Genomic DNA, 22,362 nt, shown 5'->3' with positions numbered 1-22,362 from the left:
TCATGTTTAAATTATTTATAAAGCGGCCGGTTTTATCTCTGGTCATTTCCCTATTTTTTGTGCTTTTGGGCTTGTTGTCCTTTTTCACGCTTCCTATAGAATTGTTCCCAGATATTGCTCCCCCCTCAGTGGCTGTAAGGACCAAATACCGAGGAGCCAATGCCGAAGTCGCAGCAAGAACGGTGGCAACCCCCTTGGAGAAAGTAATCAATGGGGTGCCGGGAATGACATACATGACCTCCGTAAGCAGTAATCGCGGTACGGTAATCATTAAAGTATATTTTGAAGCCGGTACCGATCCTGACCTGGCTGCTGTAGAAATTCAAAACCGAATCTCAACAGTAGTTAACGAGTTGCCTGAGGAGGCTATTAAAGCTGGCGTGACGGTCGAAAAACAGGTGGAGGGTTTGCTCATGTATATCAATGTAGCCAGTGAAGACCCTTCCCTGGATGAAGCATTTATTTATAATTTCACGGATCTTAATGTCTTGCAGGAACTCAGGCGGGTGGATGGAGTAGGTTTGGCTGAAATCATGAGCACAAAGGATTACTCCATGAGGATCTGGCTCAAACCGGACCGGATGACGGCCTACAAAGTTTCTACGGATGATGTCGTGGAGGCCATTAGAAATCAAAATGTGGAAGCCGCTCCAGGACAATTGGGTATCAGTTCTGGCAAGGACATGCAGATGCTTCAGTATGTGTTGAAATACAGCGGAAAATTTTTCGAACCCAAGCAATACGAAAATCTGGTTATCAGGGCAAATACGGATGGTTCGGTATTACGGCTCAGGGACATTGCAGAGGTTGAATTTGGTAATCTGAATTACGGGAGGATAGCTAAAATGGATGGTCGTCCTGCAGCCTCGGTAATGGTAATACAAAGGCCGGGTTCCAATGCAAGTGAAGTCATCGCCAATGTCAAAAAGAAAGTAGAGCAAATAAAAAACAATACTTTTCCGGCTGGAATGGACTATAAGATTTCTTATGATGTGTCCCGTTTTCTGGATGCCTCTATTCAGGAGGTTTTGGTCACCCTGGTGGAAGCATTTATTCTGGTTTTTATAGTTGTCTTTATTTTCCTGCAGGATTTTAGATCTACCCTGATCCCAACATTGGCTGTACCCGTAGCCCTCATTGGTTCCCTGTTTTTTATGCAATGGTTGGGATTTTCTATAAACCTGCTGACCTTGTTTGCTCTGGTGCTTGCGATCGGTATCGTGGTGGATAATGCCATTGTAGTGGTGGAAGCCGTCCACGCCAAGATGGAAAAGGAAGGTCTGGCGCCCAGGGCGGCCACCTTTGCCGCTATGAAAGAAATCAGTGGTGCCATAATTGCCATTACCATGGTAATGTCTGCCGTATTTATTCCGGTAGCTTTTATGTCTGGACCGGTTGGAATTTTCTACCGGCAGTTTTCTCTGACCCTGGCTTTTGCCATATTTATTTCAGGTATCAATGCACTTACCCTCACCCCGGCCTTGTGTGCCATCCTTCTTCATAACCATTATGGTCAGGAGAAAAAACGGACGGTTTTGCAGCGTTTCTTCGATTGGTTTAACCGTACCTACCATTTCTTCGAGGGCAAATACTACCAATACATTACGTATATAGTCCCCAGGCGAGGCATTACAACTTTTATTTTGGTGGGTTTTTTCGTGGCTACCTGGGGGATCAGTAAAATTCTTCCTACCGGATTTATTCCCACGGAAGACCAAAGCATGGTGTATGTCAACGTGACCACTCCGGCAGGTGCTACCGTGGAAAGAACAGAAAAGGTGTTGGACGAATTGATTCAAAACCTGGAAGGCAATGAGGCTGTTGAATCTGTTTCCAGCCTGGCGGGTTATTCCCTAGGGAACGGGCTTTCTGGTGCATCTTACGGGATGGCCATGGTTAACCTGAAGTCCTGGGATGAAAGGAAAAATCTTCCCATTCAACAATCACTGGATGAATTCAGGGCTTTGACTGAAGGCATATCAGATGCCAAAATTGACTTCTTTTTGCCCCCTACCGTTTCTGGGTTTGGAAATTCCAGTGGGTTTCAAATGAAGGTTTTGGACCAGACAGGTACTGGAAACCTCGACCGTTTGGCTACCATCACCAACGAATTGATTGAAGAACTGGAAGCAGCACCGGAGATAAACAATGCCTTTACGGATTTTGACCCTACATTCCCTCAGTTTCTGGTGAAAATTGACCAGGATATGGCTGCCAAGAATGGGGTAACCATAGCCAAAGCCATGAGTACCATGCAGGTTTTACTGGGGGGTATGTATGTATCTGACTTTGTGCGTTTTGAGCAGATGTACGATGTAATGCTGCAGGCAGGGCCTCAATACAGGGCTCGGCCGGAAGACGTGATGAATTTGCATGTCAAGAACAATGTGGGAGAAATGGTTCCGATTTCTTCTTTTCTTACCATGGAGAAAGCTTACGGTCCGGAACAGTTGACCCGTTTCAACATGTACAATTCCTCTACTGTTAAAGGAGCTGCAGCTCCTGGTTATAGTAGTGGGGATGTAATCGCTGCCATTGAAAGGATTGCCTCAGAAAAATTACCCCAGGGATATGGCCACGATTGGTATGGCATGTCCAGGGAAGAAGTGGGATCCGGGAATCAGGCCATCGTTATTTTCCTGATTTGCTTGCTGTTTGTTTACCTTATTTTGTCTGCGCAGTACGAAAGCTTTCTATTGCCTTTACCCGTGATTTTATCCCTCCCGATTGGGGTTTTTGGTGCCTTCTTCGCATTATACGTTCTGGGTTTGCAAAACAATATCTATGCCCAGGTGGCACTGATCATGTTGATCGGGCTCTTAGGAAAAAATGCCATTTTGATTGTGGAATTTGCCATTCAGAAAAGGGATGCCGGACATGGTGTAATTCAGGCAGCAGTAGAAGGTGCCGTGACCAGGCTCCGTCCCATTTTGATGACATCCTTTGCTTTTATTGCGGGCTTGCTTCCGCTCGCCATGGCCACAGGGGCAGGTGCTCTGGGTAACAGGTCCATAGGTACTGCCGCTGCAGGAGGAATGTTGATCGGTACCATTTTTGGGTTGATCGTCATACCCGGGCTTTACGTCATCTTTGCCCATTTTACCTTTAAAAAAATTAGTTCCGAGCCGGAGCCTGTCTTTAAGGAAAAGAAGGCTCCGGTATCTTTTTCGAATAATTGAACGAAAAAATTCATGTTTTTACGTAACCAGTATTATTTGCGTCTTATTGCAGCAACCTGCGCCCTTTCTCTGGTGTATGCCTGCAAAAGCATAGAGGTACCACAATTACCCGAAATGGAACCGTTGCCAGAAACTTTTCTGGACATAACGGATTCGTCCAGCATAGGTGACATTTCCTGGGAGGAGTTTTTCAATGATCCACATTTGGTTTATCTCATTGAAGAAGGTCTGGAAAACAACCTGGATCTGCTAACTGCCCTGGAAAGGATTGAAATAGCCCGTACCCAATTTCGGATTAGCAAAGGAGCCATATATCCTACCATGGATGGCATCGTCCGGTACAGATCGGGTGATATCCGGCCCAATTTGCTGGGAGGAACCATAAATGGAGACAGGAATGTAGTCAACCGACTCGAAAACAACTTTATCGGATTTCAAAGTACTTGGGAAATTGACGTGTGGGGCAAGCTAAGGGACAGAAAGGAAGCCAATTTTGAAGCGTTTCTGGCGACAGAAAAAGGAAGGCATCTTTTGGTAACCAATATTGTCGCTGAAATTGCCAAGTTGTATTATGAACTTTTGGGAATGGATATTGAGCTGGAGACCATAGAGCGGAACATAGAATTTCAGGAAATGGCCTTAGAGCTGATAAAGATTCAAAAAATGGCAGGCAGGGCCACAGAGTTGGCTGTTCAACAGTTTTCAGCCCAGCTACTGTCTACCAAAAGTCTTGCTTTTGAGAAACGGCAGGAAATCATTGAAACGGAAAATTACCTTAATTTTATGTTGGGTAGATTTCCCCAACCCATCACGAGGGCCTCTTCTCTTTTGGAAATCAAACTGCCCTACGGCATGGAGGTGGGCATTCCCTCAGACATGCTGCTGCGCAGACCGGATATACAACAGGCGGAACATGAACTCCGGGCGGCCAACTACAATGTCGAGGCGGCAAGAAAGGAATTTTTTCCTTCTTTTAGCTTTACGCCCTATGTGGGATTGAACGACCGTAGTCTTCCTGCTGCTTTGAAAATGCCAGGAGGCCTAACCATTGGCTTGCTGGGAGGATTGACCGCACCCATATTTGCTCAAAACAGGATTCAGGCAGGGTTTGACCAGGCCATAGCTTCAAATAATATGGCCCTTTACAATTACCAGCAACGGATTTTGGATGGTTACCGGGAAGTGATGAACAAATTGCAGCGGATTGATAATCTAAGAAACGTGTATAGCCTCCGGGATGAAGAGACGGCTGTACTGTTGAATGCCGTTTCGACATCCAATGAGTTGTTTAGGGGAGGCTATGCCACCTACCTGGAGGTAATTACGGCCCAGTCCAGGGTTCTGGAAGCTGAATTGAACAAAACCAATACGAGAATCCAGATGTTCCTGACGGTAGTGGATCTGTACCGGGCTTTGGGTGGCGGATGGAATTAGGCTGGAAATTCTTTTTCCCCAGCCCTTCACTTTGTACTTTTGACACCAAATGATGAACTGGGAAAAATTACTATTGCCCGAAGGCTTACAATCGGCTGATGCTGACAAACAACGGAGCCAATTTGAAAAAGATTATGACCGCATTATTTTTTCGGCACCCTTTCGAAACTTGCAGGACAAAACACAGGTTTTCCCTTTGCCCGAAGATGATTTTGTCCACACGCGGCTGACGCATAGCCTGGAAGTTTCCAGTGTAGGCCGTTCATTGGGAAAATCGGCGGGGAAGTTTCTGCTGGAAAAATACCCTGAGTTGGCAGCCAAAGAATTGCAACCATTTGATATAGGAGGGATAGTTGCGGCAGCAGCTTTGGCCCATGATATCGGCAATCCCCCTTTTGGCCATGCCGGAGAGGAAGCCATTTCAGATTTTTTCAGGTTTCATGCGCAGGGGCAATTGTGGAGGGATCAGTGCGATGAGAAGGAATGGGAAGACCTGACCCATTTCGAGGGAAATGCGCAGGGTTTTCGCATGTTGGTCGACAAAAAAAACGGTATTTTTATCTCTGCCCCAACGCTGGCTGCATTTACCAAATACCCCAGACCATCCTGGGCAAAATCCAGAGGCCAAAATCGGCGCAGCCAAAAGAAATTTGGGTTTTTTACCAGCAATTTGGAGGATTATGCACAATTGGCAGAAAAGATGGGCATTTCCCAACTTGCCGGGGACAGCTGGCTTAGGCACCCACTTGCTTTCCTGGTGGAGGCAGCAGACGATATTTGTTACAGCATCATAGATCTGGAAGATGGTTGCACCCTTGGATTGGTTTCTCAGGAGGAAACCATTTCCCTTTTGGCCAGCATTATCGGTGATAAATTTGACCCTGAAAAATTGGAAAAGTACGGCAGCAACAGGCAGAAACTGGCCATTATGCGGGCCATGGCCATCAACCAACTGATTCAGGAGACAACATTGGTTTTTGAGGACCTGGAACCGCAATTATTAACCGGAGATTTTGACCAGGCCCTCACCGATATTATTCCGTCTTCCAAGGCACTTACAGCTATTACCAGCCTTTCTGTAAAGCAGATTTACCGCTCCCAACCGGTACTGGAAAAAGAGGCCGCAGGTTATCAGGTATTGGAAGGACTTTTGGAAACATTCGCCGGAGCACTCTATGCCCATCATTTCCAGAAGGATAAATTTTCGGGTCACCACAGAAGCATCCTCAGACTGTTGCCTTCCTCTTCAAGGCTGAGTGAAAAGCATGCTGCAAACGTCATCGTCAGGGAGCTATTGGATTTTATTTCCGGAATGACAGACAAATATGCCCTGTCCCTATACCGAAGGGTCAAAGGGATTGCCCTACCAGGTCATTAGAAGACCCCGGATAAATTCCTCTGTGGAAAAACCTGTGGATAACTCCCTCTAAAGCTGTTTAAACCGGCTATTTTTATATGTTAACGCATTCTATTCTCCCCAGGTGGTTAGCACCAGTTTTCTGCGACCGCCATGGTTTCGGAATTCACCCAGATAAATTCCCTGCCAGGTGCCCAAATTAAGTTTTCCACCGGTTACAGGGATTTGAACCGATGAACCGAAAATACTTGATTTTAGGTGTGCAGGCATGTCATCAGGACCTTCATAAGTGTGGATAAAATGTGAATAATCTTCCGGAACAAGGTCATTTACAAAGGTTTCAAAATCCTTCCTGACTGTAGGGTCGGCATTCTCATTGATGGTCAACCCGGCAGAAGTATGTTTGATCCAGACTTGTAGCATTCCTGACTCTATATTTCTTAATTTGGGGAAGTTATCCACAATTTGTTCTGTGATCAGGTGAAAACCTCTTTCGAAGGGGGGCAAAACCATTTCTTTTTGAAATATTTTCATCGTTAATAGCTGCTTTTGGTGGTTTCTCAAAGATAAAAAATTTAAGAATACCTATTATTTCTTTATATTGAAGGCTAAACCGTTAAAACCACTGAAAAATGAAAAAATTTATTTTATCCACCTTAATATTTGCCCTGATAGGAACCATGCAATTTCCTCTTATGGGTCAGGAGATGACCCGGCTGTTGACGCTGGAGGATGCCCAAAGAATTTCCGATGCTGCAGAGGCCAGAGCCAAACAGGACAATTGGAATGTGGTCATAGCAGTACTGGATGCCGGAGGCCACCTGATTGCTCTTCGCCGGATGGACGGGACCCAGATTGGAAGCGTAGATGTGGGCATACAGAAAGCATCAACGGCATTGAAATTTAAACGCCCCACAAAGGTCTTTCAGGATGGCGTACAGGCGGGGAATGTACACATCATGAGCCTGGAGGGTGTGGCAGCAGTGGAAGGAGGGCTTCCCATCAAATCCGGCGATCATGTGATTGGATCCATAGGGGTCAGTGGTGTAACCTCCGCCCAGGATGGCATCATCGCTGCAGCAGGATTGGCCGCATTTGAATAAATTTTATTGAAAGAAAGGATAAAATAGCCCGTATAAGCTGTTTTTTGTTTATGCAAAAAGAAAAAAAATTACCTTCTAAACTCCCCTACGTTGGAACCACTATTTTCACCGTTATGTCCAAACTGGCTAGTGATGAAGGGGCTTACAATTTATCCCAGGGATTTCCGAGCTTTGATTGTTCACCAAAATTGACTGAGTTGGTGAATCATTATGTAAAAAACGGATATAACCAATATGCCCCTATGAGCGGGGTTCCTGCGTTTAGAGAAAGCCTTGCCGAAAAAACCAGTCAGGTTTATGGAATCGATTATGACCCTGAGGCTGAGGTGACCATTACTTCGGGGGCTACCGAAGCGATTTTTTGTGCCGTAACGGCAGTGGTCTATCCGGGGGATGAAGTAATCGTTTTGGAACCTGCCTATGACAGTTATGTGCCAGCTATAGACCTGAATGGGGGAATTCCCGTATATGTTACCCTGGAAGCTCCTGATTTTAAGATAGACTGGGATGCAGTTAAAGCCAAAATAACGGATAAAACCAAAGCGATTATGATCAATACGCCCCATAATCCGGTGGGCACTGTTTTCAACAAGACAGATCTTGATTCCCTGGCCAATCTGGTAGAAAATACGGATATATATATCATCAGCGATGAGGTGTATGAACATATTGTTTTTGACGGGGAAAGACACCATTCCATGATGACTCATCCGGTTTTGCAGGAGCGGACCTTTGTTTGTGGATCAGTGGGCAAAACGTACCATACCACGGGATGGAAAATTGGTTATTGCCTGGCACCAAAGGCACTTTCCAGGGAATTCAGAAGAATCCATCAATACATTACCTTCAGTACGGTAACCCCCATGCAGTATGCCCTGGCTGATTTTTTGAAATTTCCGGAGCATTACCAGCATTTGGGTGAGTTTTATCAAAACAAGAGAGACCGCTTCAATGAGGCATTGAAATCCTCACGTTTTACCTTTAGCCCCTCCAAAGGAAGTTTTTTCCAGGTCGTTTCCTACCGCAACATCACAGAAGAGTACGATTATGACCTGGCTATCAGGCTTACAAAAGAATGTAAAGTCGCTTCAGTACCCGTATCAGTATTTTATAAGAACAAGAAAGATGATAAATTATTAAGGTTTTGTTTTGCAAAGGATGATGACATTCTGGATAAAGCAGGGGCGATCCTTTCTAAACTTTAAAAGATTTTAATTATGCTAAAATTAGGTTTTGTAAGTGCCATTTTACCAGAAAATAGTTTCGAAGAAGTCATAGATTTTGCCTCAAAAGAGCAGTTTTCCTGTGTGGAGATCATGTGTTGGCCCAAAGGAAAAGCCGAAAGACGCTATGCCGGAGTGAGCCATATCGATGTGGGATCTCTGGACGACGACACGGTCCGGCATATCAGGAATTACCAAAGGGAAAAGGGAGTTTTTGTGTCAGGATTGGGCTATTACCCCAATCCTATGGAGCCAGATGATAAAAAAGCACAAGCCGCGATTACGCATATCAAGGCAGTGATTGATGCTGCTGAAAAATTGGCTATTCCTGTTGTAAACACGTTTATAGGGAGGAATCCCTCTTTGAATATCGATGATAATTTAAAAATATTTGCGGAAAGATTTCCGGAAATTGTGGCCTACGCATCCAAAAGAGGGGTAAAAATGGGCATAGAAAATTGCCCCATGTTTTTTACCAATGATGAGTGGCCTGGAGGAAAAAACCTGGCCATCTCCCCTGCGGTATGGGAAAAAATGTTCGACCTTATTCCGGACCCTAATTTTGGATTAAACTATGATCCTTCGCATTTGGTCTGGATGCAGATGGATCCTGTCCTGCCCCTTTATGAATTCAAAGATCGCTTACACCACATACACCTGAAGGATGTCAAAGTATACCAGGAGAAACTCAATAGAGTAGGCATTCTTGCGAATCCTTTGGAGTATCATTCCCCCAAAATCCCCGGACTGGGAGATGTGCCCTGGGGCAGGTTTTTTGCAGCACTTACCGACGTAGGCTATAGGGGCCCTTGTTGCATAGAGGTGGAGGATAAGGCATTTGAAAAATCCGAAGAAGATGTACGGATGGCCATACTGACCTCAAGAAACTACCTGAGACAATTTATTCCCTTTGATTGATCAGATGGTGAGAATATTGGGATTGGCATCTGCAATGGTTTCTTTGGTCCAGTCTTTTTCGTCTTGATCCAATTTCTCCTTTTGGTCTTCCTGACCATTTCCAGGATTAAGGATCAGGTGGATAAAAATGGGAAAATGATCGGAGGAGATGGAAGGGAGGCGTTTGATTTTTTTAAGCTGAAAGTGTTTGGAGTGGAATATATGGTCCAGGGGCCAGCGAAGCAGATTGTGGTCGGCATGAAAGGTATTGTAAAAGCCTCTACCTTTTCTGGGGTCGAGCAGACCGCTGATTTTTTGAAACAAACGCGTGGTCCTGGACCAGGCCACATCATTCAGGTCTCCGAATACCAATACCGGTAGGTCTGCCTCTTTTACATTTTTTCCCACGATGAGTAGCTCCGCATCTCTGGGCACAGAAGTATCACTTTCTGTTGGACTGGGTGGCTCTGGATGTACACAATGTATCTGGACTTTTTTTCCGGAAGGCAGGACCACTTCTGAATGAATGGAAGGGATATCATCTTTTACCAAATAATGGACCTTGGTGTTTTCCAGGGGCAGGTTAGAATACAGGTGCATGCCGTAAAGGTTGTCCAGAGGAATTTTCACCTGATGAGGGAAGTCTTTTTCAAGTGTTTCCAATTGTTTTTCCCACCATTTGTCGGATTCAAGGGTCAAAACAAGATTTGGCTGGTAAGTCTGTACCAAATCGATTAATTTATTTACTTGTCGGTTAGGTGTCAAAACATTGCTTACCAGCATTGCAATTCCATTTTCCTTGTCCGTTCCCCGAAAGCGTTTGACTTCTTTTTTGGCAAAAATGGTATAGGGATATATTTTTTTTGCCTGGAAAAAAAAGCTAAAAATGACCGAGGCGAAAAGTGCCAGATTCCAGGCATGAAAATTTAATGGAGGTATAAAAAACAGGATCATGGCGATAAAAGCCAAAATTAATAGTTGAATCCTGGGAAAATCAAATATCCTTATCCACCAGTCTCCCAATTTAATTTTGGAAGCGATTACAGCCAAAATACAAACAGTGCTTAGGGTAATTCTGGCAATGTTAAGAGCCGTTTCCATTGTGATAGTTTATTTAATCGGTTGTGAAGGCACTTAATTTTGTAATAATCTACAATATATGCGAAAGCAGCAGATTAATTTATAATTTTATCCGGGAAATCAACAAAATTAAGGTAATCATGAATTTTTTAAAGTCATTTTTCAGGCAAGAGTTTGAATCCAAGGGTTTGGACATGGCCAATGAGCCATTCATTCAGGCTTTGGAAATTGCCTTGCACACCCAAAAATCGCTTTTTCTTACCGGCAGGGCAGGAACAGGGAAAACCACCTTTTTGCATACCTTAAGGAAATTAAATGCCACAAAAAACATGGCCGTTGTTGCCCCTACAGGAGTGGCGGCGATAAATGCGAGGGGGAAGACCATCCATAGTTTTTTCCAAATTAATCCCCGACAGTTATTTTTGCCAGGTGATCCAAGATTGCAGCCCAAAGCTAAGGGAACCAGGGAATCTATTTTTGATACCTTCAAGTATTCTGCAAGCAGAAGGAGAGTGATCAGAAGCCTGGATATTCTGGTGATCGATGAAATTTCCATGGTTAGGGTAGAAATATTGGATATCCTTGATAAGATACTTCGGGTATTTCGTAAAAAAATGCACCTGCCTTTTGGAGGAGTTCAGCTAATATTGATTGGGGACCCTTTTCAGCTACCACCGGTGGTCCGGGACGGGGACTGGTCCATCCTTTCCAATCACTATGAAACCCGGTTTTTTTTTAGTTCTTACGCTTTCAGGCAACTCAATCCTTACCATATTGCCCTCCAAAAAATTTACAGGCAAAAAGATGGCACCTTCAAAGATCTTTTGAACAGGATCAGGGAAAGCCGGCATACCTATGAGGACATTCGTTTTCTAAATGAAAGGGCAAAAGCCTATCATTTTGACCTTTTAGATCGCGGTTATATTTTGTTGGGAACCCACAATCATTCCATATTACAAATCAACCAACAGAAACTGGAATTATTACAGACTCCTTCCAAAGATTATAAGGCCAGCATTGAAGATGATTTCCCTCCTTCCATGGCCCCTTTTGATCCCATTGACCTTACCTTGAAAGTGGGTGCTCAGGTGATTTTTATGCGCAACAATACCGAAAAGAATTATTACAATGGCATGATAGGAAAAGTAGTGGAGTTGGAAACCAATAAAATCACGGTTGAAGGAAACAACGGTGCTTTTTATGAGGTAGAGAGAGAGGTTTGGGAAAATGTTGATTTCCGCTACAATGAAAAGGAAGAGAGAGTGGACTCCGAGGTAATCGGGAAGTTCACTCAATTTCCCTTAAAACTTGCCTGGGCCATTACGGTACACAAGAGCCAGGGCCTGACATTTGACAAATGTATCGTAGACATAGGCAGGTCCTTTGAAGCAGGGCAGGTATATGTCGCACTCAGCCGTTGTACCGATTTGGAGGGATTGGTTTTGAAATCTCCAATAGGAATGCAAAGTGTAAAGGTGAGCAAGGACAGTGTGAATTTCAGCCTGCAGCGACATGAAGAAGCAGAGATTGAGGAGGAGTTAAAATTGCAAAGGGCTTTGGCATCCCTTCCTTATGCCCTGGATGCTTATATTAAGGGAGATTTTGACAAGGCAAAGGCAATTTTTGAAGCCGTACAAAAAATTCATGACATCACCGCTTATGCCAAATGGAAACAGTTTCTAATGGTAAAGCCCTGGCTGGAGGAAAGACAGAAAAGCCGCTAGTATCCATTCACGCCTAAACCAACGGCCAATCCCGAGCGATTTTTTACTGTCTCTATCGATCAGGCTTGCCTTAACTAAGCTACCTCAATACCTGGCTCAAAATCCGGTACTCCTTGTTCAAGCCCTGGCATGACTGTAGGCGAATGCACATTGATTTTCAGTCGTTTGGCTTATAATTTTTTTCATTACTATTTGGAATACAATTTTTAAATATATAAATTTGTATTTAACAGCATCAAAAACGCTTTTCAATTATTTTTATTTTTAAAACAGGAGGAGCTTTGAGAGTAATTAAACAGCAAAAGGAATTTCCAATTTGGGGAATTCTTATCACTTTGGGCATTTGGTTTAGCGCCATAGGAACGGGTTTTGCCCAATTGGCCTGTGAAGGTACCATACCTGCCAATTTTACGAAACCCTGGGTTCGGCCAGCGGACAATTGGGATGGTTATGTTTTTCAAATATCTCCCGATTATCAACCAAAAAACGATTGGAACCGGGATTTTCAAGGATTATCCGGAGCAAACCGTAAATACAAAGGATATTTGCTCAGGGATGGCAATCATTATTTGTCCACATCTGGGCTTGCCTTTGATACCCGCTTTTCGGAATACAGTGTAGATGGCTTCAGCAAAGATGCCGATTTTTTTCCTACAGGCACAAGTCAGACAGTAGCGGGAGGCTGCGATACCCAACTATCCAACTTTGGGGTAATTTTAAGGAGCAAAAAGACGATTGGCGAACCCGGTATTTACAGGGTACGGGTAGGGAGTGACGACGGATCTTTTTTCCGGATGTTCGAAAATGGTAAGACTTCCGATATCACAGAGGACGTAAACGGGGACCCTGTTGCACATGACAACTGGTTTAAGGATGGCAGTGATGGATTGTATGATTTTGTTTACGGAGAAAATATAAGAAACTACTACATTCCTTTTGATGGTGGGGAGATCATTTGGATGGACTTGCATTACTATGAGAAGACCGGTAATAACCGGTTAAGTTTTAGTTTTGAATTGTATTTTGGCCCCGGGGAGATAGCCAATCCAGGCAATGCGGGTGGGGTAAGGTCCTATTGTGGCATTGCCCCGGATCCCGAGCCATTTGAGTCCCTGGGTCCGGCAGTTTTTGCGGAAGGAACCTTACCCGAGTACCAATGGCAGTACACCACGCAGCCCAATCCTGCTGAAGGGGATTGGATCGATATTTCGGGTGCAACAGACCTGACCTATGATGTGCCTCAATATGATGAGAGCAATCCTGACAGCAACTGGACAGGTACCAGATATTTTAGGAGGAAAGCTCAGAATACCGCAGTGGATGGGGAGGGCAATACACTTGTCAATACTTTTGCTTCCAATATTCTGGAAGTGAACATTAGCATTATAGAGGATTTGGATCAAAGTGAATACGGAGTTGATAAATGGATAGGCCATATTTACTCCGGAATTAAAAACTTTGATGCTGGTGATTATTTAGGCAGAATGGTGGAGCAAGATATATTCGTCCAGAATTTTGACTATAACGGCCTGGCTCCGGTTACCTTTACTCCTGATTATGGATGTCCCTTCCTGACAGACAGGTTCTCTATAAGGTATAAAATGAGGCTGAGTGTTGAGCCAGGAACGTTGAGATTTAGTGTAAAAGCCGATGATGGGTTTCGGTTAAGTGTAGATGGTGGGGTGACATGGTTGCTTTCGGGACAATGGGAATCAGGTGGAAGTACTGCCAAGACTTATACGGCTCAATACGAAGTGATTGCAGGGATTGAATCCCTGGATTTGGTAATGGAGTATTATGAAGCCACAGGTGGAAACACCATTGATTTTAACTACGATCTGGAAAGTTTGGTCCTGCCATTACAGTGGGGAGATTTTTCAGGACAAGCATGTGGGGAAAGGAATTGCCTGAATTGGACCACGGTTCAGGAGAAAAACACCAGTCATTTTGTGATAGAAAAATCCCTGAATGGGCACGAATGGGAAGCCTTGCCAATCACCGTTCCTGCTCGTGGTCAAAGCAAGTCATTACTGGCCTATCAGGCCGAAGACGGTTCCGTGGCAGACAAACAAGTATTTTACAGACTCAGGCAGGTGGATCGGGATGGAACATTTGTTTATTCAGATGTGATCAGAGTAGAAAACCATTTTCTGAAAAAGAAGCCGCTTCCTTTTCCTAATCCCACCATGGATTTCATACATTTTGATTCTGAGGCAAAAATTCTCAGGGTGAGGCTCAGCAGTCAGGACCAGCGGATCAATACAACAGCAAAAATAGAGCAAATTGGCGAAGGCAGGTACCGGATTGATATGAGGGATTATCCAAGTGCCCACTATTTGCTAATTCTTGAAACGGATAAAGAAAGAATTGCCCATAAAATAATGAAACGCTGACCGGTAGAATCATGGAGGAGTAAACGGAGCCTTATATTTTCAATAACAATTTATCATTTCTAGGGTTGGCTTGGTATCTTTGCAAGTTATGGGGACAAAGCATACCGAGAATACAACCGAACTGGAAAAACTGGATCCAAAATCCTTTATTATCATTAAGAATGCCCGGGTAAACAATCTTAAAAACCTGAGCATTGCCATTCCCAGAAATAAGCTCGTGGTGGTTACCGGTTTATCTGGATCGGGAAAGTCTTCCCTGGCCTTTGATACCTTATTTGCCGAGGGGCAGCGGATGTACGTAGAAAGCCTGAGTTCTTACGCCAGGCAATTTTTAGGGCGCATGGAAAAGCCAGAGGTGGAGTACATCAAAGGGGTTTCCCCTGCCATAGCCATTCAACAAAGTGTAAACACCAAAAATCCAAGGTCCACTGTTGGCACTACCACTGAAGTGTATGATTACCTGAAACTCCTGTTCAGCAGGATTGGCAGAACCTATTCGCCTGTTAGCGGAGAGGAGGTTAAACACCATACTGTTACAGATGTGGTCGATTTTATCCACAGTTTTGGGGAAGGCGAAAAGGTCATGATCAGTTGTCCGCTGCATTTTAATGAAGGAAGAAATAAGGAGAAGGAATTGGAAATACTACTTCAAAAGGGCTATACCAGAATATTGATAGATGGAGAAGCTTATTTTGTAGAAGATATTCTGGAAAGAAAGGATTTTCCCCAGGGGAGTTATGAGATCCTGATAGACAGGGTTTCAGTTATCATTGAAGACGAAGACAATCAATTCAGGATTGCAGATAGTGTTCAGACCGCATTTTTTGAGGGGCACGGGGCCTGTACCATCGTGGTTCCGGAAAAAGCAAAAAGAACCTTTAGTGATAAGTTTGAATTGGATGGAATCAGGTTTGAATTGCCGTCTGTTAATTTTTTTAGCTTTAATAATCCATATGGGGCCTGCAGGACATGTGAAGGGTTTGGTTCTGTTTTGGGCATTGATCCCGACCTGGTAATTCCTGATAAAACCCTGTCTGTTTTTGAAGGCGCCATTGCACCCTGGAGAGGGGAAACTACCAAAAAGTGGCTGGAACCATTGTTGAAGAACGGCATTCGGTTTGATTTTCCCATACACAGACCATTTGAAGATTTGAATGAGGAGGAAAAAAAGGTATTATGGAAGGGTAATTCTTATTTTAAAGGGATTGATGACTTTTTTGCTTTCATAGAAAGCAAACTTCACAAAATTCAATACCGGGTAATGCTGTCCAGGTTCAGGGGCAGAACCACCTGTCCGGATTGCAAGGGAACAAGGATCAGAAGAGATGCTTCCTATGTAAAGATTGATGGCAAGTCCATTACAGACATGGTCTTGCTTCCTTTGGAAAAAGCTTTAATCTTTTTCCAAAACATCAACCTTACTCCCGCTGAGGAGAAAGTGGCACAAAGGTTATTAAAAGAAATCATTAACAGGTTGGAATATCTTGATCAGGTAGGTTTGGGATATCTTACCTTAAACAGACTTACAGCCTCCTTGTCCGGGGGAGAGTTTCAACGGATCAAGTTGGCCACCTCATTGGGAAGTGCTTTGGTGGGCTCCATGTATATTTTGGATGAGCCAAGCATAGGTCTCCACCCCAGAGATACCATGCGCCTGATAGAAGTGCTGAAAACCCTTCGGGATCTGGGAAATACCGTCATCGTAGTAGAACATGAGGAAAAAATAATCAGATCGGCCGATCAGGTGATTGATATAGGTCCGGATGCAGGCATTCATGGTGGTGAGCTTGTTTTTCAGGGAAGCCTTGAGGAATTGTTACGCGATGGCAAAACCTATACGGCCAGATATATTAATGGTCAGGAGTCTATAAGCGTGAAAAAGGAAAACAGGAAATGGGACAAATATATTTTGGTCAAAGGGGCAAAAGAAAATAATCTGAAAAACATTACCGTGAAAATTCCACTCGGTGTGCTAACGGTTGTCACCGGTGTCAGTGGCTCGGGAAAATCCACCCTGGTCAAGAAAGTGCTCTACCCTGCCTTAGGTAAAATATTGGGGAGCGTATCAGATGAGTCAGGAAAACTGGAAAAGCTGGACGGAGATTACCGGCTAATAAATCGTGTGGAGTTTGTGGATCAAAACCCAATTGGCAAATCATCACGATCCAATCCGGTAACCTATGTAAAGGCCTATGATGGCATTCGGGCCTTATTTGCTGACCTACCCCTTTCGAGGCAAAGGGCATATAAGCCAGCTTTTTTCAGCTTTAATGTAGATGGCGGCAGGTGTGAAGCCTGCCAGGGAGAAGGCACCCAAAAAATTGAAATGCAATTTATGGCCGATATTTACCTTACCTGTGAATCGTGTAAAGGGAAAAGATTTAAAAATGAAATCCTCGATGTCAGGTACAATGAAAAAAATATTGCTGATGTGTTGGCCATGACCATTGATGAAGCGATGGAGTTTTTTGTGGGCGTCAATGGAGTTATCCAAAAGCTTAAGCCCCTTCAGGAGGTGGGTCTTGGATATATAGGCCTTGGACAATCCTCCAATACCCTCAGTGGAGGTGAAGCGCAACGTGTAAAATTAGCCTCATTTTTAGGTAAAAATGATACCCGGGCAAAGGATAATATTTTGTTTATTTTCGATGAACCAACTACAGGGCTTCATTTTCACGATATTAAAAAACTTTTGCATTCCATCAATGCCTTGATCGATCAGGGGCATACCGTACTTATTATCGAACACAATACGGAGGTGATCAGTGCAGCCGATTGGGTCATTGATCTTGGACCCGAAGGAGGAGAAAAAGGAGGAAAGGTAACCTTTGAGGGCATCCCTGAAGAATTGATTCACCAAAAAGGAAATTTTACAGGGGAATTCCTCAGGGAGTTAAAGAAAAACGGCTCCGCTTAGGGATTATATGGACCCTGAAATAGGGCTGGGCACCTGATCTAAAGTTCTTTTCTTATTATTGGATTTTTACCGGTCGAATGGCTTCAAGAATTGGCTATAATTTTAACGATTCCGAGCGCTTTACACATGAGGTTGCCGGTAAAACTCACAAATGGATCAGATCCTGGTCCCCAAAAAACTTTGCTTTATAAAGATATTGCTTTGCGTTTATCAATATATAACTGAAAGAAAATCACTTACTGGAACTAAACCGAAAAAATTGGGTTATCGCCGTCTTTATGATTGTGCTTTCAATTATTAAAAATTAACAGTAAATTCCCCACCTGATGTGAAATCAGGGAAAAGTTAATAATAATCAATACAAGCAATTCTTTATTTTAGTTCATGTTTAAAACCTTAAAAGCAACGGGTGTCTTAGTGGCATCATGTTTGGCACTGTTATTATTCAGTGCTTATCAGTCAGAACGCCCTTTCGACCCTTATCAACAAAAAATTCCTGGCACTGGATTGTCATTTGATATGGTCCCTATACCTGAGGGTACTTTTAAAATGGGGAGTAATGGCGGAGATCCGGATGAGCAACCCGTATATGAAGTCGAGATAGACCCTTTTTGGATGGCTTCACATGAAGTTACCTGGGATTTATTCGAATTGTTTTTGGATAAGGGATTTGAAGCATCGATCAGTGAAGGGCCCCTAAATCCGGAAGTGGATGGTTTGAGCAGACCTTCCATACCCTATCTGGACATGACTTTTGGGATGGGTAAAGAGAACAAACCAGCCATAGCCATGACCCAATATGGGGCGATTCAATTTTGCAGGTGGCTTTACCTAAAAACGGGTGAATTTTACCGGCTACCAACTGAGGCCGAATGGGAGTATGCTGCAAAGGCGGGATCAGAAACGAAGTATTTTTTCGGAGATGATCCTGGAGAACTTGAAAGGTATGCCTGGTATGCTGCCAATAGCGATGGCACCACGCATAAAGTAGGCCAGAAAGAACCGAACCCCTGGGGCCTATATGATATTCTGGGAAATGTGAATGAGTGGACACAGGATCATTACCATGCAGATGCTTACCAAAAAAGGGGAAACAAATCAGTGAATCCCTCCTTTGAATCAGAGGAACTCTACCCCAAAGTTATACGTGGGGGCAGTTACAAAAGTGAGGCGGACATGTTGCGTAGCAGCAAGCGTTTTGCCAGCACGCCTGAATGGAAGCGGATTGATCCACAAATCCCCAAAAGCCAGTGGTGGTTTCCGGAAGCACCGTTTTTGGGAATGCGGGTGGTTCGGCCACTCAACCCTCCCAGCCCCGAAGAGATAGAAAAATATTACGGCACTACGCCGATGGAAGATTATTAATTACCTAACTCAAAATAATATGAAAATTATCAAGAATAACCAGAGAAGGGATTTCCTTAAAACTTCTGCCCTGATTACAGGTGGAGCAATGCTCAGTCCTTTTTCCCTTCCTGGAGCTTATGCTGCCGGTGAGGATGCCATTAAAATTGCCGTCATTGGATGTGGCGGCAGAGGAACTGGCGCAGTTTTTCAAGCCTTTGAAACGGGACACAATATCAAACTGGTGGCCATGGCAGATGCTTTTAAGGACCGACTGGACCAAAGTTACGAGCGCATCTTTAAAAAGTATGGCAAGGACAAGGTGGTCGTTCCCGAGGAGATGAAACTGGTTGGTTTTGATGGATATAAGAAAGCCATCGAGGCGGCAGATGTGGTCATTATTGCCACACCTCCCGGATTCCGCCCGGATCATTTTGAAGAGGCAGTAAGGCAGGAAAAGCAAATATTCATGGAAAAGCCGGTTGCCACCGATGCAGTGGGCATACGCAGGGTATTGGCTGCTGCGGAAATCGCCAGGGAAAAGAAATTGAATGTGGTGGTCGGTCTGCAAAGGCATTACCAGGACAATTACATACAGACCATTGACCGTATCCATGATGGGGCTATAGGCGATATCATTGGAGGCCAGGTTTTCTGGAATGATGGCGGGGTCTGGGTAAGAGAGCGGCAACCCGGACAAACCGAGATGGAGTATCAGATGAGAAACTGGTATTATTTCAACTGGCTTTGTGGTGACCACATTACCGAACAGCATGTGCACAACATTGATGTGGCCAACTGGGTGAAGAATGGTTACCCTGTCAAAGCGGAAGGAACTGGCGGAAGAACGGTGCGCAGAGGCAAAGACCACGGAGAGATATTTGATCACCATGTGGTGCTGTTTACCTATGAAGACGGCACAGTCATCCATAGTGAATGCCGTCATTTTCCCGGAGCCACCAACAGGGTAGACGAAGGGTTCCAGGGTACAAAGGGAAGAGCTTACATGAATGCCGGACATACCGGAAGATTGAGCGATTACAAAGGAAATAGCTTGTATGAGCATGATGGTGAAAACAATGCCAATCCTTATCAGGTAGAGCATGATAAGTTATTTGCGGCCATTGTAAAAGGAGAATACAAATTTGCAGATGCCGAAAATGCAGCCAAAAGTACCATGACCTCGCTGCTGGGTAGAAATGCGACCTACTCCGGTAAGGTGATCACCTGGGATGAAGCCATCAATTCAGATATCAGCCTGATGCCGGAGCGCCTTGCCTGGGATGCCATGCCAAAGGTAGTGCCCAATGAAGAAGGATATTATGCTTTTGCCGTACCAGGAAAAACCAAAGTAGTATAAGTTTTATGGAAAGAAGAAAATTTATCAGGAATGTTTCCCTGGGTACAGCAGCAGCTGGTTTTGCAGGAGTTAGTGAAATTCATGCCAGACAGCGTTTACAGGTAAAGGCGGATGAAACCTTTAATCTCGACTATGCCCCTCACTTTGGGATGTTCAAACATCATGCTGGTGAGGATCTTTTGGATCAGATTACTTTCATGCATGAAAGGGGCTTCCGTAGCCTGGAAGACAATGGCATGATGAGAAGGACGCCGGAAATGCAGGAAAAAATTGCCAACCACATGTCCAGGCTGGGCATGACCATGGGTGTTTTTGTATTGGACAAAGGTGGAAACGGGGCCAACACCCTGGCGGCCGGTAAACAAGAGCATGTGGATATTTTCCTGGATGGCTGCAGAAGGGCCGTGGAGGTAGCCAAAAGGGTGAATGCCAAATGGACCACTGTCGTTCCGGGAGATTACCAGAGAGACCTACCTTTGGACATTCAGACTGCCAATGTCATAGAGGCATTGAGAAAAGGGGCTGAAATTCTTGAACCACATGGACTGACCATGGTGTTGGAACCCCTGAGTGATACGCCAAACCTGTTTTTGAGGTATTCTCCCCAAACTTACTTGATCTGTAAAGGGGTCAATAGCCCGAGTTGTAAAATCCTTTATGACATATACCATCAGCAAAAAAATGAAGGGCATTTGATTACCTTAATGGACATGTGCTGGGAAGAAATCGCCTACATACAGATTGGCGACAACCCGGGAAGAAAGGAGCCGGGCACTGGAGAAATCAATTATCAGAATGTATTCAAATACATTTATGAGAAGGGGTTCAAAGGTGTTTGTGGTATGGAGCACGGAAATGCCAACCCTGGTATTGAAGGAGAAAAGGCCGTGATTGAAGCTTATAGAAAAGCAGATAGTTTTCTTTAATAGATTCAATTTTTAAAATACAAAAAGGGAAAGGCATTTATAGCCTTTCCCTTCTTATTATTTGTGCAGGGGAAGCTTTAATCTAAAAAGCCTTTTCTTTTTAAGATGGTTTCCACAAATTTTATTTCGTTAGGGCTGTTGAATATTTTAAAAGGCAAGTGAATAAACTGGGCCTTGGATAATACTAGAATATACGCATCTTTTTTTACCTGAGCATCCTTGACCATCTCCCATTTTATGGGCATTCCTTGTTTTGAATTGATTTTCATCATTACCTGCCGGCTGTCAATTTCGTAGGAAAGCTTTTCAAACATGACCTTATTTTGCTCCATTTGGGTCACTCCGGCAAACTGTATTACCCAGAAAAGCCAATAAAGGGCATATGCCAGCAGTGCCATGCTGATCCACCACCAGGAGGCGATCCAAAAATAACCGCAGGCAATTGCAATCGCAATAAGGGCTACCCACCATTGTTCTTTTAAAATATTTTTTAATCCCTGTTTGATATAGGTTCCGGTTTCGAGCTTATATTTTTTTGTTTTGACAATCATTATTCAGTTTTCATTTTGATGGGCAAATATCTTATCTAATCCTTTAGATAGCAAGTTTATTTTGTTTCCCTTGGGAATTTTATTTTTTTCTAACAAAGCTCCCAATCTTAAGGTTAACTTGTTGATTTATTAAAAATTATATTGTAATTTGATTCAAATCTTTCGGAATGATGAGTAGCCTGGTAATCGATTTAATATTGTGTGGAGTAGCCTACGTGGTCTTGATTTACTTTGTGGCTACCCTGACAAAAGCTAAAATTAAAAGAAATAGGAACAACAACGATGATGATGGTGATGGAGGAGTAGAAGACCTCACGCCTCCTAAAATAGATTTGCCACCAGGTATCGTATGGCCCGGGGAAGATCAGGACAAATCTAAAAAACCCGTAACCCTTTGATATTTTAACTGCAATTTTTACACTTTCCCTGTATCAATAAGCTCATTTCCTTGGGTAAATACCCTTTTGGAAGCTCAATTTTAGGTAGTGATATTTCTTCCAGGCAATTGGTGTTTCCGCATATTTCACACTTAAAGTGAACATGCTCATGATCATGGTGCGGTTCTTCGGCACTATGGTGGCATAGGGCATATTTTGCAGCACCAGTGTCATCGAGCACTTTGTGAATCAGGTCGTTCTCTAAAAAAGTCTTTAAGGTTCTGTATATGGTGACCCTGTCAAAGTTTTCTTTCAGGGCATCTTCCAGATCTGAATGGGATAAAGCCACCTGCCTTCCCAAAAAAGTTTTCAAAACGTCTCTTCTACAACTGGTAACCCTTAAATTACTTTCCTTTAATATATCAGCTGTATTAACTGCCATCACATCAGGTTTATTGCGATTAAATCAGGCCCATATATGGGCCAATTTCTTTGTT

At 43.8% G+C, this 22,362-nt stretch carries 17 protein-coding genes; 13 read left to right on the top strand and 4 right to left on the bottom strand.

The genetic code is table 11. The features are described from left to right. Positions 1-2 precede the first annotated feature (2 nt). Genes HUJ21_RS01840 through dgt form a run of 3 tightly spaced genes read left to right on the top strand, consistent with a single transcriptional unit; the run spans position 3 to position 5,991 of the window. Positions 3-3,179 carry an efflux RND transporter permease subunit gene (locus tag HUJ21_RS01840; RefSeq protein ID WP_291366850.1) on the top strand — a complete coding sequence of 1,059 codons (3,177 nt, stop codon included), beginning with the start codon at positions 3-5 and terminating at the stop codon, positions 3,177-3,179. A gap of 12 nt (positions 3,180-3,191) precedes the next feature. Next, positions 3,192-4,613, top strand: a complete 1,422-nt coding sequence (locus tag HUJ21_RS01835; RefSeq protein ID WP_291366849.1) for an efflux transporter outer membrane subunit — start codon at positions 3,192-3,194, stop codon at positions 4,611-4,613. 49 nt (positions 4,614-4,662) lie between these two features. Next, positions 4,663-5,991 (top strand): dGTP triphosphohydrolase, encoded by a 1,329-nt coding sequence (gene dgt, locus HUJ21_RS01830; RefSeq protein WP_291366847.1) that lies wholly within the window; start codon positions 4,663-4,665, stop codon positions 5,989-5,991. A 90-nt stretch (positions 5,992-6,081) separates the two neighbouring features. Here the strand turns inward: dgt and HUJ21_RS01825 are convergent, their stop codons facing one another. Continuing rightward, positions 6,082-6,504, bottom strand: coding sequence for a secondary thiamine-phosphate synthase enzyme YjbQ (locus HUJ21_RS01825; protein ID WP_291366846.1), 423 nt, complete (start codon positions 6,502-6,504; stop codon positions 6,082-6,084). A gap of 98 nt (positions 6,505-6,602) precedes the next feature. Between HUJ21_RS01825 and HUJ21_RS01820 the strand changes: the two genes are divergently transcribed. Genes HUJ21_RS01820 through HUJ21_RS01810 form a run of 3 tightly spaced genes read left to right on the top strand, consistent with a single transcriptional unit; the run spans position 6,603 to position 9,214 of the window. After that, on the top strand, positions 6,603-7,073 hold the full coding sequence (locus tag HUJ21_RS01820) for a heme-binding protein (RefSeq protein WP_291366844.1): 471 nt from the start codon (positions 6,603-6,605) through the stop codon (positions 7,071-7,073). Positions 7,074-7,123: 50 nt separating this feature from the next. Then, on the top strand, positions 7,124-8,278 hold the full coding sequence (locus tag HUJ21_RS01815) for a methionine aminotransferase (protein ID WP_291366843.1): 1,155 nt from the start codon (positions 7,124-7,126) through the stop codon (positions 8,276-8,278). Between the two features lie 12 nt (positions 8,279-8,290). Then, positions 8,291-9,214, top strand: a complete 924-nt coding sequence (locus HUJ21_RS01810; protein WP_291366842.1) for a sugar phosphate isomerase/epimerase — start codon at positions 8,291-8,293, stop codon at positions 9,212-9,214. Here HUJ21_RS01810 and HUJ21_RS01805 read toward each other — a convergent pair whose 3' ends face one another. Beyond that, positions 9,215-10,294 carry an endonuclease/exonuclease/phosphatase family protein gene (locus HUJ21_RS01805; RefSeq protein ID WP_291366841.1) on the bottom strand — a complete coding sequence of 360 codons (1,080 nt, stop codon included), beginning with the start codon at positions 10,292-10,294 and terminating at the stop codon, positions 9,215-9,217. It abuts the gene before it with no gap. Positions 10,295-10,413: 119 nt separating this feature from the next. Here HUJ21_RS01805 and HUJ21_RS01800 point away from each other — a divergent pair, with 119 nt between their 5' ends. The 6 genes from HUJ21_RS01800 to HUJ21_RS01775 all read left to right on the top strand — a co-directional run bounded on the left by HUJ21_RS01800 (position 10,414) and on the right by HUJ21_RS01775 (position 20,937). Continuing rightward, positions 10,414-11,997, top strand: a complete 1,584-nt coding sequence (locus HUJ21_RS01800) for an AAA family ATPase (protein WP_291366840.1) — start codon at positions 10,414-10,416, stop codon at positions 11,995-11,997. 281 nt (positions 11,998-12,278) lie between these two features. Next, positions 12,279-14,390, top strand: a complete 2,112-nt coding sequence (locus HUJ21_RS01795) for a hypothetical protein (protein WP_291366838.1) — start codon at positions 12,279-12,281, stop codon at positions 14,388-14,390. Positions 14,391-14,478: 88 nt separating this feature from the next. Further along, positions 14,479-17,307: an excinuclease ABC subunit UvrA gene (gene uvrA / locus HUJ21_RS01790; RefSeq protein ID WP_291366836.1), complete on the top strand. Its 2,829-nt coding sequence runs from the start codon at positions 14,479-14,481 to the stop codon at positions 17,305-17,307. A gap of 384 nt (positions 17,308-17,691) precedes the next feature. Continuing rightward, positions 17,692-18,672, top strand: coding sequence for an SUMF1/EgtB/PvdO family nonheme iron enzyme (locus HUJ21_RS01785; protein WP_291366834.1), 981 nt, complete (start codon positions 17,692-17,694; stop codon positions 18,670-18,672). A gap of 19 nt (positions 18,673-18,691) precedes the next feature. Then, on the top strand, positions 18,692-20,011 hold the full coding sequence (locus tag HUJ21_RS01780; RefSeq protein WP_291366832.1) for a Gfo/Idh/MocA family oxidoreductase: 1,320 nt from the start codon (positions 18,692-18,694) through the stop codon (positions 20,009-20,011). 5 nt (positions 20,012-20,016) lie between these two features. Further along, a complete protein-coding gene (locus tag HUJ21_RS01775; protein ID WP_291366830.1) occupies positions 20,017-20,937 on the top strand; it encodes a TIM barrel protein in 921 nt (306 codons plus the stop codon). Between the two features lie 77 nt (positions 20,938-21,014). Here HUJ21_RS01775 and HUJ21_RS01770 read toward each other — a convergent pair whose 3' ends face one another. Continuing rightward, positions 21,015-21,488, bottom strand: coding sequence for a YcxB family protein (locus HUJ21_RS01770; protein ID WP_291366828.1), 474 nt, complete (start codon positions 21,486-21,488; stop codon positions 21,015-21,017). Between the two features lie 170 nt (positions 21,489-21,658). Between HUJ21_RS01770 and HUJ21_RS01765 the strand changes: the two genes are divergently transcribed. After that, positions 21,659-21,886: a hypothetical protein gene (locus HUJ21_RS01765; RefSeq protein WP_166146469.1), complete on the top strand. Its 228-nt coding sequence runs from the start codon at positions 21,659-21,661 to the stop codon at positions 21,884-21,886. Between the two features lie 4 nt (positions 21,887-21,890). Here the strand turns inward: HUJ21_RS01765 and HUJ21_RS01760 are convergent, their stop codons facing one another. Further along, complete coding sequence (locus HUJ21_RS01760) at positions 21,891-22,307, bottom strand: transcriptional repressor (RefSeq protein WP_291366826.1); 417 nt, start codon at positions 22,305-22,307, stop codon at positions 21,891-21,893. Positions 22,308-22,362 lie beyond the last annotated feature (55 nt).

The sequence above is a fragment of the Cyclobacterium sp. genome, from assembly GCF_014762705.1.
Taxonomy (GTDB): domain Bacteria; phylum Bacteroidota; class Bacteroidia; order Cytophagales; family Cyclobacteriaceae; genus Cyclobacterium.
Note: the sequence above shows the minus strand (reverse complement) of the source record. Positions and strands in the feature narration are given on the sequence as shown.